We start from the raw sequence: 12,562 nt of genomic DNA on the forward strand, positions 1-12,562 counted from the left end.
TTTTAAAGGCAGCTAATGTTATTTAGCTGCCTTTTTTTATTTTTACAGTTATGGAAAACATATTTGATGATGTTTATTTTATGAAAAAAGCACTTCAAGAAGCCGAAATGGCATTTGAAAAAGGCGAAATTCCAGTTGGTACAGTTATAGTTGTCGATAACCGGATTATTGCTAGAGCACATAATTTAACCCAGCTTTTAAACGATGTTACTGCTCATGCAGAAATGCAAGCCATTACTGCAGCTTCAAATTTTTTAGGTGGAAAATATCTTCAAAATTGTACGCTTTATGTGACTTTAGAACCATGCCAGATGTGTGCTGGAGCTTTATATTGGAGTCAGATATCAAAAATAGTATATGGAGCTAGAGATGAAGAACGTGGTTGTATTAATATGAAAACAAAATTACATCCTAAAACTACTATTGAAGGAGGCGTTTTAGCAGAAGAAGCTTCGCAGTTACTAAAACGGTTTTTTATAGAAAGAAGAAATTTAAACTAAGCATCTTTTTTTTCTTTATACTCACGCATTTTTTCTAAACTTTCTTTTGTTATCATATAGTCTTTAACATTTTTATCTTTCCATCTATAATATGAAAATAATGGAAAAACTAATATGAAAAGACCAACAACTCCAAATCCAATTAATTTTTCTGAATATTCTAAATCTAACAAATAACCAGCAAGAATACTTCCAACAGAAAGGATTAAGATAATAAGAGTAATTATTTTTATAGCAAAAGTTGTCATTAAGTAAAGTTGATTAATTCCTTTCTATAGGCCGTTAATAATTTTGATTTTGAAACAAAGCCATAATATTTACCATCTTTAATTACAGGTAAATTCCATGCATTTGTATCTTGAAATTTTTGCATCACTACACGCATCGAATCTTTATCATAATCAATAAAACCTGGTGGTAGTTGCATGAAAGTTTCAACAGAAGTAGAATGGTATAAAGATTGGTCGAACATAATACTTCTAATATCATCTAAAAGAATGATACCTACTAAAATGTTATCTTCATTAATTACAGGAAATAAATTTCTATTAGATTTTGAAACTCCTTTATGAAGCATATCTCCAAGGGACATATTTGGTTTTAAAGTTACAAAATTCTTTTCAATCACACTATCTATATGCATTGTAGTTAGAACATTCTGGTCTTTATTGTGTGTCAACAAGTCGCCTCTTTCAGCAAGTTCTTTCGTATAAATAGTGTGCTCCATATAATTTTTAGTAATCATATATGAAATAGCAACGGTTATCATTAAAGGTAAAAACAGCTCATAGCCTCCAGTAATTTCAGCAATTAAAAAAATGGCAGTTAAAGGTGCATGTATTACTCCAGCTATAAGTCCAGCCATTCCAACTAATGTAAAGTTAGATTCAGACACTTGATGCCCAAGCCCAATATTATTAACAACTTTAGCTACAACATTTCCTAAAGCACTTCCCATAACCATGGTTGGTACAATAACTCCTCCAACACCACCAGCAGCAAAAGTAGTAGTCATGGCAACAGCTTTAAAAATGGTGAAGCCAATTAATAGAACAATAACAACCCAAATATTATCTAGGTATTCATCAAATAAATTGGTTCCTAAAGCATGCAAATAATTTCCATCAAATAAATCTTTAGTAAAACTTAAACCCTCACCATATAGAGGAGGAATAAAATAAAGCATCACACCTATAGCTAGACCACCAACTAGTAACTTGGCAAATCTGGTTTTAAACCTGTCGAAGAAACTATAAACTGCAAAGTAAATTTTTGTAAAATAGATAGAAGCAATTCCAGTACCAATTCCTAGAATAATATAGAAAACAGTATCGTGTAATGTGAATTTATCTGTAAGTGTGAAATTAAAAAGCACTTCATCTCCTAGAAAAAAATAAGATGTTAAAACAGACGAAATTGAAGCAATTAGTAAAGGTAAAAGTGACGCAAAAGTTAAATCTAAGCTAAAAACTTCAACTGCAAAAACAATAGCTGCAATTGGCGATTTAAACATAGATGCAACTGCACCAGCTGTTGCACAAGCAATAAGTAGAGTTCTTGTTTTTTTATCAATATGCATCCATCTACTTAAATTAGAACTAATGGCAGAACCTGATGTAATTGCTGGACCTAATAACCCAACAGAACCACCAAAACCAACAGTTAATGGAGCAAGAATTAATGGATGATAAATAAGTTTATAGGATAATAAGCCTTTTTGTCTTAATAGAGAGTATAATAGCGATGGAACTGCACGTTTTATAAAAGGAGGAACAGATGGTACCATCTCTTTTTTAAACATATATTTTTTAATAAGATAAACGATAAGTAACCCTAAAATGGGTAAAATAAAATACAATTGATTCTGAGAAAAAACGATTCCTTTTTCTAATGAATTCTGAATGAAATAAGTAATGTTTTTTAAAGTTACTGCTGCTATTCCTGTTAGTAAGCCAACAACTATACTCAATAATAAAACAAAATTTTTCTGAGAGATATGCTTATATCTCCAGATTAAAAATTGTTTTATAAAAGATTTTAAATTCATTTAAGAGGTTAATTCAGATTTTAAAAGTACTAAATCTTCCATATAGATTTGTCTTAACGTTTCTACATAAGGTCTATTGTTATAATAACCCATATTAAAATCTTCAATGGCTTCATTAATATTTATTAAAGCATTTTCAAAATTACCTTTTTCTTTTAATATCTTAGCTTTATAGTATTTGGCATCTGCACTTAAGTTTCTGGAATATTGTAGTTGCTTATCAAAATTTATCAAGGCATTTTCTAAATCACCAGATTCAAAATATGCAATTCCTCTATATAAGAAGGCTGTTAATTCTACCCAGCCCTCACCAGATTCATTTATTTCCTGATTGATATACGTATCAAAGTAAGCAATAGAATTTTTATAATCATTTAGGCCTAAATAAGCTATGCCTCTCCAATAGTCAACACTATGTCCTTGAGGGTGATCTGTAAAATTAGGTGTTAACACATCTGAAGCATCAAAATCTGCAATGGCTTTTTTATAATCTCTATAAAACCATAGATATAAATAACCTCTCCATGGTTGCCAAGTTATTGGATCATATGTTACAGCACCATCATACCAATCTTTCCACTGGTGTGGAATGCCTCTTTTTAAATAAGTTACTGATAGTTCTCTATAAGTCTCTGCTTTTGTAGAATCTAACTCTAATGCATAAGCAAAAGCATTCATATGTTCAGGTGAACCTTGATAATATCTAAAGCCATAATCATAAACCTGCTTTAGCTTTTCTTCTTTGCTGCTACAGGATATAAAGAGAAATAAAATAAAAATACTAAGGAATAATTTCTGTAATGTTTCCATGTTCTATTCTATAAGACAAATACATATATGAATCTCTAAACTCATTTCGAGTAAAATTTGGATTCCAATCTTTTAATTGAGTTGTTAAGTGAAATAATTGATTAACTAAATCTTTATTGAAGCTTGTTGGCTCTAAGTCTAAATCGTTTTCATAAATAACATATCGTCCAGCTTGACCTTTACAATTAATAACAAATCGAATATTTAAATAACCAGAATCATTATAATTATTATTTTTATAGTTGGTTAAAATAAAATTCCGCAACCCGTTTTTCCCTTTACTATATGTAGCTCTTTCTGGGTTGTAATAATCGAAAATATAGTCATTGCAAGTTTCAAATCCTTCAGATAAAAGAGATTCATCAGGATCTATATATGCCACACGTTTAGTATAGGTGTTTTTAGATGGCATAAATTTGTAATTCATAACATAATAAGCATAACCATACATTCCAAATAATATGACTGTTAGGAAAACAGTAAGGTATAAGATAAACTTAATTATTTTCTTTCTCATGAATTAAAGCTACTAAAAAATCCTGCAATAGCAGGATTTCTTATCTTATGATTTTAAGTTGAGTTTTAAACTTAATTCTTCCAGTTGCTTGTTGTCTATTGGAGCAGGAGCATCTATCATGACGTCTCGTCCTGCATTGTTTTTAGGGAAAGCTATAAAATCTCTTATAGTTTCTTGACCTCCAAGAATAGCAACTAATCTGTCTAAACCGAAAGCCAATCCACCATGTGGAGGAGCTCCATATTCAAAAGCATTCATTAAAAAACCAAATTGAGCTTGAGCTTCTTCTTTTGTAAAACCTAAATAATCAAACATTAAAGCTTGAGTTTTTTTGTCGTGAATTCTTATAGAACCACCACCAATTTCGTTTCCATTTAATACTAAATCGTAAGCATTGGCTTTTACATCTCCTGGGTTTGTTTCAAGCATTTCTAGTTGTCCAGGTTTTGGAGACGTAAATGGATGATGCATGGCATGATAACGCTCAGTATCTTCATCCCACTCTAAAAGAGGGAAATCCATCACCCAAAGAGGAGCAAATTCGTTTGGATTACGCAACCCTAAACGCTCTGCTAATTCCATACGTAAGGCAGATAATTGTGCTCTTACTTTATTTTTATCTCCAGAAAGCACACAAACTAAATCGCCAGCTTTGGCACCAGTTTTTTCAGCCCATTTAGCTAAATCATCTTGATCGTAAAATTTATCGACTGAAGATTTGTAGCTTCCATCATCATTACAACGAGAATACACCATGCCTAAGGCACCAACTTGTGGGCGCCTTACCCAATCAATTAATTGGTCTATTTCTTTTCTTGTGTATGCATTTCCTCCTGGAACAGCAATTCCAACAACCAATTCAGCATTATTAAAAGCCTCAAAATCTTTGTGTTGAGCCACTTCGTTTAACTCTCCGAATTGCATTCCAAATCTTATGTCTGGTTTGTCGTTTCCATATAAGCGCATGGCATCATCATACAGCATTCTAGGGAATTCTTTAACCTCCACACCATTCACTTCTTTTAATAGGTGTCTTGTTAACCCTTCAAAAGCATTTAAAATATCTTCTTGTTCTACAAAAGCCATTTCGCAATCTATTTGTGTAAATTCAGGCTGTCTATCTGCACGTAAATCTTCGTCTCTAAAGCATTTTACAATTTGAAAATATTTATCCATGCCACCAACCATCAATAACTGTTTGAAGGTTTGTGGGCTTTGCGGAAGCGCATAAAACTGCCCTTCGTTCATTCTGGAGGGCACTACAAAATCACGAGCTCCTTCTGGAGTAGATTTAATTAAGTATGGTGTCTCAACTTCAATAAACCCTTCTTTAGACAAATAATTTCTAACTTCTTGAGTGACTTTGTGACGAAAAATCAAGCTGTTTTTTACCGGATTACGTCTGATATCTAAATAGCGATATTTCATTCTAATATCTTCGCCACCATCGGTTTTATCTTCAATAGTAAAAGGAGGTAATAAAGCTTCGTTTAAAATGGTCATTTCAGAAACCAAAATTTCAATATCTCCTGTTTGAATATTTGGGTTTTTAGAAGCACGTTCAATAACAGTTCCAGTTACTTGAATCACGAATTCACGACCCAGTTTTTGGGCCATTTCCATCATGGCTTTAGGCGTACGTTCCTCATCAAAAACCAATTGTGTAATTCCATATCTATCTCTAAGATCTACCCAAACTATAAATCCTTTGTCTCGAGATTTTTGTACCCAACCAGAAAGTGTTACTTCGTTATTGATATGTGATGCTCTTAATTCACCACAGGTATGACTTCTATACATAAATTTAAAATTTGAACTTGCCTGTTTTACCTCAAGTTATTAAATAGGTTGCAAATTTAATGAAGTTAACCGATTATCAAATAAAAAAGCCTCAACATTTGTTGAGGCTTTTCCTGCTATTAATTAGAACTCATAATTGAGCTATAATGTAATATTATATAGTTTCCTCTATTGCTTCAAATACTGGATCGTTATTTACCTTAGAATGAATCCACATTTTAAATTTTGTTACCAAGTAAAATAATATAGGAACTATAATTAATGTTAAGAAAGTTGCAATTAATAAACCATAAATAACGGTCCAGGCCAATGGTCCCCAGAAAACTACGTTATCTCCACCCATATATATGTTTGGATTAAATTCACCAAAAAGAGTGAAGAAGTTAAGATTAAATCCAATAGCTAACGGAATTAAACCAAGAATAGTTGTTATAGCTGTTAATAAAACTGGACGTAAACGAGCTTTCCCTGCTTTTATAATACTTTCTAATAAATCTTTATCATCTAAATATTCTGATGATTCTATATCCAATTCTGCTTTTTTCCTGTCTATTAATAATTGCGCATAATCTAGAAGTACTACGCCATTATTTACTACAATTCCTGCAAGAGAAATAATTCCCATCATAGTCATCATAATAACAAAAGCACTTCCTGTTATAACAATACCACCAAAAACACCAATAAAACTTAAAAAGATGGCAATCATTATAATAGCTGGTTTAGAAAGTGAGTTAAATTGAAATATTAAAATGAAAAATATTAATCCTAAGCCTGTAACAAGTGCACCCATTAAAAAACTCATTTGTTTGTTTTGTTCTTCAATCTGCCCAGTATAATCAATTTTGATGTTTTTAGGTAATTCTTCAAAACTTTTCATTTCGTTTTGAACCTCAGACACAATAGCACCAGCATCAGTAAATCCAGGAGATAAAGCAGAATACACAGTAACAACACGTTTAACATCTTTATGTTTAATAGCACTAAATCCAGAATTATTTTTTTGAACGGCTAGAGCTGATACAGGAACTTCTTTAATTTTTCCTGAATTATCCCTAAAGGTTATATTTTGATTAAATAAGGCACTTTGATTGTATCTATTTTCTTTGTTAAAACGCACATAAATATCGTAATCTTCACCTCCTTCTTTAAAAACGCCTGCTTTAGCACCAAAAATGGAGTTCCTTAATTGTTGACCAGCCTGAGAAGCAGAGATGCCTAATTCCCCCGCTTTTTTCCTATCAACTATTACTTGCATAGATGGTTTGTCTTTATTAACATCTATTTTAAGTTCGTCTATTCCTGGAATATTTTTAGTATTAATATAGTCCCGCATTTTTTCAGCTGTAGCAATAAGCTCATTATAGTCATCTCCTTCTATTTCTATATTAATAGGAGCTCCAGCTGCAGGACCATCAGCATTTTTTTCAACAGATATTAAAACACCTGGATAAATACCAACTAATGCTTTTTGTACTTTTTGTCTTAACAGCTCACTATCCTCTCCTCTTCTGTATTTAAACTCTCTCATAGAAGCCGTAATTTTTCCTTTATGTGGCATCTCGGCATCAGAACCTGAATCTGCTTGAGGATTTCCAGCGCCTTCCCCAACTTGTGAGACAGCACTTTCAACCATAAAGTTATAATCACCATCTGTATATTGATCGTCGTTTAATACTGTGTAAACTTTCTTCTCAATTTCTTTAGTTATAGCATTTGTTTTTTCGATAGCAGTTCCTTGAGGATATTCTATGTAAACAATAATTTGATTGGGCTTATTGTCTGGAAAGAATTCTACTTTAGTTCTTTGTGTAGCTAAAGAAATTCCAAAAGATATGATGGCAATTACTAATAGAGCAAAAATTCCAATACTATAAATAAATGGTTTTCTTCCACTAAGCGCTTGTCGTAATTGTTTTTCATAAAAGTTCTCTAACTTTACTAATGTTTTTGTTTGGAAATTATTTGCCCATTTTCTTAAAAATAATCTATAAATCCAGAGCATGATAGCAGTAAATATCATTAATGTACCTAGTCCTCTGTATGAATCTCCTGTTATATAAACAAGAATGCCTAAAATAGCCATTAAACTGGTTGTTAAAATAATACGTTTTAATGGCATGTCTTTATCTTCAACACTCATAAATTGAGAAACTAATACCGAATTGAAAAAGATCGCTACAAATAATGAAGAACCTAGAACGGTAGATAGTGTTATTGGTAAAAGCATCATAAACTCTCCCATAATACCTGGCCACAAACCTAAAGGAATAAACGCAGCTACGGTTGTTGCAGTAGATATGATGATTGGGAATGCAATTTCTCCAATACCTTTTTTGGCTGCTTCCATTCTACTCATGCCTTCTTCATCCATGAGTCGATATACATTTTCTACAACAACAATTCCATTATCTACAAGCATTCCTAATCCCATAATTAATCCAAAGAGAATCATGGTATTTAAAGTGTAACCTAGTGAGTTTAAAATCATTAAAGACATGAACATAGACATGGGAATAGCAAAACCAACAAATATGGCATTCTTAAACCCTAGGAAGAACATTAAAACAGTAACTACTAGAATAACACCAAAAATAATATTGTTTACAAGATCGTCAACCTGCCCAATTGTAACAGGTGATTGGTCGTTAGCTATGGTTACTTTTAAATCTTGAGGGAATACATTTTTAATGGCATCTTCAACAATTTCTCTTGTTTGGTCTGCAGCATCAACCATGTTTTTTCCAGCACGTTTTTTAACGTCTAGCATAACTACTGGCTCGCCAAATTCTCTAGCAAATGTGGTTTTGTCTTTTTCTTTAAAGGATACAGAAGCAACATCTTTAAGGTAAATAGCGTTTCCGTCTTCCGACTTAACTACAAAGTTTTCTAATTCTGAAGGTGATTCTATTTCACCAATAATACGAATGGTACGTCTTTGCCCACTTGTAATTAAATTACCTGCAGACATGGTAACGTTTTCGTTGTTTATGGCATTAATAATATCGTTAAAAGTAACTTGAGTAGCCATCATTTTGAAAATGTCTACAGCAACTTCAACTTCTTTGTCTTGAGCACCACGAATATCTACTTTCTTAATCTCCAATAGGTCTTCAATTTCATCTTGTAGATATTCGCCATATTCTTTTAATTTTTCTATTGGATAATCACCAGAAATATTAATATTAAGAATTGGCATTTCTTCAGAAAGGCTTAATTCAAAAACATCTGGTTCAACTTTTGCGCCATTAAATGTTGGCCAATCTTCGCTTGATGTTTCTTGATCTATTTCATCTTTTACTTTCTGTTTGGCTTGTTCGACAGTAATATTTTCATCGAATTCAATAACAACCATTGAGTAATCTTCTTGAGATGTTGAAGTAATTTCTACAACGTTACTCACTGTTTTTAGTATATCTTCTAAAGGGTCTGTAATTAGTTTTTCAACATCTTCAGCAGTATTTCCTGGGTAAACAGAGCTAACGTATATTTTAGTTTCGTTTACTTCAGGAAAGTTTTCTCTTGGCATGTTAAAAAAGGCAGAAATACCTAAGTAGAGGATAACTGCTATAAGAACATAATTTGTTGTTTTATTATTTATAGCCCAAGATGAAAGGCTAAATTCTTTATGGACTTCTTTTTTCTTTTTTTTAGACATTGATTAATGTTTTAGTGTTTTTTTAAATGTTTTAGAATAAGAATTGTAAAAATTACTTGATACTATTAGAATCATATAAAATTTTTACTGTTTGCCCATCTTTTACACTACGTGCTCCTTCTTTAATTATTTCGGCTTCATTTTCAATACCTTCTAGTACTTCAATAACATCTCCTTGAGTTCTACCTGTTTTAATAATAACTTTATTTGCAGTACCTTCATTTTTGTCGTTTATATCTTTTACAACATAGATGTACTGTTCTCCTTCAGCATTTTCAGATATAATACTTTGTGGAATTAATAAAGCATTTTCATTTGTATAATCATTAATTTTAAGTCTTGCCGTTAAATTAGGTTTAATAATTTTATCCTTATTAGGAATACCAACCTCAATTTTAAACGTTCTGTTGTTTGGGTTTATATAATCTCCAACTTGGCGAACTCTGGTTTCAATATTAATTCCAAGTACAGGAAAATCAACTTGGACATTTTTTCCTTTAGTAATATTAGTTAAATAACTTTCTGGCACATCTGTTTCAATATACATGTTATCTAGATTAACAATTCGCATTAATTCAGATTGTCCTGCCATAACAACAGTTCCTTGCTCAGTCATGACATCATCTATAGTTCCGGAAAATGGTGCTCTTACAGTTGTTTTCGCAATTTGTTCTTGCATTTGCTTAACTGCTTTATTTTGGGCTTCGTATGTGGATTTTGCTTGTAAAAACTCAATTTCACTTCCAATGTTTTGATCCCATAATCTTTTTTGACGTTCGAAGGTTGTTTTTGATAAGTCTTCTTGAATTTGTAATTGTGCTAATTGTTGGCTTAAACCACCATCATCAATTTTTGCCATTACTTGTCCTTTGCTAACGTTTTGTCCTTCTTTAACATATAAATGAGTTAATATGCCATTATATTCTGGGTGAATAACAATTAAATCTTTTGTTGTTACGTTTCCTTGTATTTCTAATTGGTGATTAAATACTTCATGAGTAGCTTTAAAAGTAGTAATTAAAGGTACTTTTTTAGTAGTATCTAAAACAGAAATTTTATCATCAAGTAATTTTATTTTACCTTCTAGAACTTGTAAATCGTTTACCAGCTCTGTTTTTTTGTTTCTAATAGTTTCAAGATTATTGCTTTCTAAAACTTTTTCTACAGAATTTTTTTTACCCTCTCCACATGATGCAAAAAGTAATACTGTAATTAAGATAATGGATATATTTTTCATAGAATTTGTATCGTATTTTTCTAGTTTAATTAGTCTACTATAGTGTTAAGTACAGTTTCAAGTTTGGTTTTTGAGTTTATGACGTTAATCATGGTTTGTAAATATTCGTCTTGTGCACTATATAGCTGTGTTTGTGCTTGCCTTAAATCGAAACTTGAGGCTATTCCTTCAAAAAATTTAGTTTGATTTTTTCGCTCTATTCGTTCTGCAAGGTTTAAGTTTTCTTTTTTGTTATAATATTCTTCAATAGCAAATTGATAGTCGCTTTTTGCTGATGCAATTTCGAGTTTAATATTTTGTTCAACTTCAATTAAATCTTCAGTAGCTTTATCAAGATTTATCTTAGCACGTTGGGTGGAAGCACTACGCATTCCTGAGCTAAAAATAGGGATGTTCATGGTTACTCCAAATAAAGAAGATCCAAACCATTCTTGATTGTTATGAGTGAAAGTAAATTCTTCATTAAAACCATTATAGCCTGCATTAATAAAAGCAGACAAATTGGGTAAAAATTTACTTTTTTCTAATTTTAATAGTAACTCTTTGGTAGCTTTATCGTTTTCTGCAATCTTAAAATCTATTGTGTTTTCTACATTTTCATTTACCTCTAATAAGCTTAAACTAATGTTTTTAAGTGTTAATGCTTCTAAATCTTCTGTCAAGGTTGTATTAGAATTTAAATCAATACCTAATGTGATATTAAACATTTGGTAAGCAATAATTTTCATTCTAGACATATTGCTGTAGGCACTTTGTAAGTTGGATAATGTAATTTCTAATTGCTCTACATCTTCTTCTTCTGTTAGACCATTTTCGTATATTTTAGTCGTTTCGTTTAAATTTTTTTGAATTACTTCTATGTTTTTATTTATAATAACAAGTGATTCCTCTGTTAATAAAACATTACCATAAGCGTTTATTACAGCCTTTCTAACATCAAGATCTGTTTTTTCTTTTGCAAATCTTGAAATTTCTAAATACACTTCTGCTGATTTTAATCCAACTAAATAAGAACCATCAAATAGTAATTGATTTAAAGTAGCCATAGCAACAACACTTTGATCTGTACTGAAAGCTACAGGTATAAACGTGCCTGGATCTCCACCAGCTATTTCTCCTGGTAATAATGACACTTGTTGCTTTAACCAATTTTGATAATCTATTTTTGCGTCCAATTGAGGAAGTCCAGTAGCTGTAGCTTCCCATTTTTGTTTTTTGGCTGCCTCAATATCTCGAGTAGCATTTTTAGAAGCTCTATTGTTTTCTATAGCAAAATCGATGGCTTCAAGTAGACTAAAATTATATGCATCTTCTTGGGAATATATAGAGATAGTAAAAATTAAACTAAATAAAATGATTAGTTTGGTTTTCATATTTTATTTTTTGTTGATGATTTTAGTTAAAATGTTTAATCCATTTGGAGTACAAATACCTCTTAAATGATATTCTAAATAGTTGTCCATGAGCATATTCATAGAAAAATTATTTAAAGGAAATAAATCCTGATCTTTTAAAGATACCATACTGTTAAAGTAGATTCTGGATATAAATTCGATATTAATATCTGGTCTGAAAATATTGGTCTTTACTCCTCTTTTTAAATTGTCAATAACACATTCTTGCATAACTTCAAATTGTTTCTTTTTTAAGGTTGCAGATATTTTAGGGTAATATTTTTGAAGTTGATATTGTGGGGAAGACTTTTCGTCTTTCAAGTGTTGCATAACAAAACTCTTTATATCGTATAGCTCTTCTATAGGGTTTTTTTCTAACTCACAGATACAATCAATACCATGCGAAATAATTTCAAACATATGCATGGTTGTAGCTTCAACTAGTTTCGTTTTATTATCAAAATGCTGATAAATGGTTTTTTTTGAAATGCCTAGATTGTTAGCAATATCATCCATGGTAACACTTTTAAAACCATAGGTAATAAACAATTCACTGGCATTAGAAATTATTTTGTCCTTCATAATAGGTGGCAAAACTA

10 protein-coding genes are annotated in these 12,562 nt (G+C 31.2%); 1 reads left to right on the forward strand and 9 read right to left on the reverse strand.

Annotated elements, in window-relative coordinates; translation table 11 throughout:
- The first annotated feature begins 50 nt into the window (after positions 1-50).
- A complete protein-coding gene (locus tag FVF61_RS13900; protein ID WP_148457432.1) occupies positions 51-500 on the forward strand; it encodes a nucleoside deaminase in 450 nt (149 codons plus the stop codon).
- On the opposite strand, the gene FVF61_RS13905 is transcribed toward FVF61_RS13900, so the two are convergent.
- The 9 genes from FVF61_RS13905 to FVF61_RS13945 form a co-directional block, all read right to left on the reverse strand.
- On the reverse strand, positions 497-748 hold the full coding sequence (locus FVF61_RS13905) for a hypothetical protein (protein ID WP_233586857.1): 252 nt from the start codon (positions 746-748) through the stop codon (positions 497-499). The two genes, FVF61_RS13900 and FVF61_RS13905, sit on opposite strands and share 4 nt — an antisense overlap.
- The gene (locus FVF61_RS13910) at positions 748-2,547 is read right to left on the reverse strand and encodes a chloride channel protein (RefSeq protein WP_148457434.1); all 1,800 of its coding nucleotides are present in this window, start codon (positions 2,545-2,547) and stop codon (positions 748-750) included. Before FVF61_RS13910 ends, FVF61_RS13905 begins: the two co-directional genes overlap by 1 nt.
- A complete protein-coding gene (locus tag FVF61_RS13915; protein ID WP_148457436.1) occupies positions 2,548-3,357 on the reverse strand; it encodes a tetratricopeptide repeat protein in 810 nt (269 codons plus the stop codon).
- Positions 3,329-3,874, reverse strand: a complete 546-nt coding sequence (locus FVF61_RS13920; protein WP_148457437.1) for a hypothetical protein — start codon at positions 3,872-3,874, stop codon at positions 3,329-3,331. The genes FVF61_RS13915 and FVF61_RS13920 overlap by 29 nt, the downstream gene beginning before the upstream one ends.
- A gap of 45 nt (positions 3,875-3,919) precedes the next feature.
- Positions 3,920-5,674, reverse strand: a complete 1,755-nt coding sequence (aspS, locus tag FVF61_RS13925) for an aspartate--tRNA ligase (protein ID WP_148457439.1) — start codon at positions 5,672-5,674, stop codon at positions 3,920-3,922.
- A 154-nt stretch (positions 5,675-5,828) separates the two neighbouring features.
- A complete protein-coding gene (locus FVF61_RS13930) occupies positions 5,829-9,332 on the reverse strand; it encodes an efflux RND transporter permease subunit (RefSeq protein WP_148457441.1) in 3,504 nt (1,167 codons plus the stop codon).
- A gap of 52 nt (positions 9,333-9,384) precedes the next feature.
- Complete coding sequence (locus FVF61_RS13935) at positions 9,385-10,569, reverse strand: efflux RND transporter periplasmic adaptor subunit (protein WP_148457443.1); 1,185 nt, start codon at positions 10,567-10,569, stop codon at positions 9,385-9,387.
- A 29-nt stretch (positions 10,570-10,598) separates the two neighbouring features.
- Positions 10,599-11,942: a TolC family protein gene (locus FVF61_RS13940; RefSeq protein WP_148457445.1), complete on the reverse strand. Its 1,344-nt coding sequence runs from the start codon at positions 11,940-11,942 to the stop codon at positions 10,599-10,601.
- 3 nt (positions 11,943-11,945) lie between these two features.
- The gene (locus tag FVF61_RS13945) at positions 11,946-12,545 is read right to left on the reverse strand and encodes a TetR/AcrR family transcriptional regulator (RefSeq protein WP_148457447.1); all 600 of its coding nucleotides are present in this window, start codon (positions 12,543-12,545) and stop codon (positions 11,946-11,948) included.
- Between the last annotated feature and the right edge of the window lie 17 nt (positions 12,546-12,562).

The sequence above is a fragment of the Xanthomarina maritima genome (genome assembly GCF_008084905.1).
GTDB lineage: Bacteria > Bacteroidota > Bacteroidia > Flavobacteriales > Flavobacteriaceae > Xanthomarina > Xanthomarina maritima.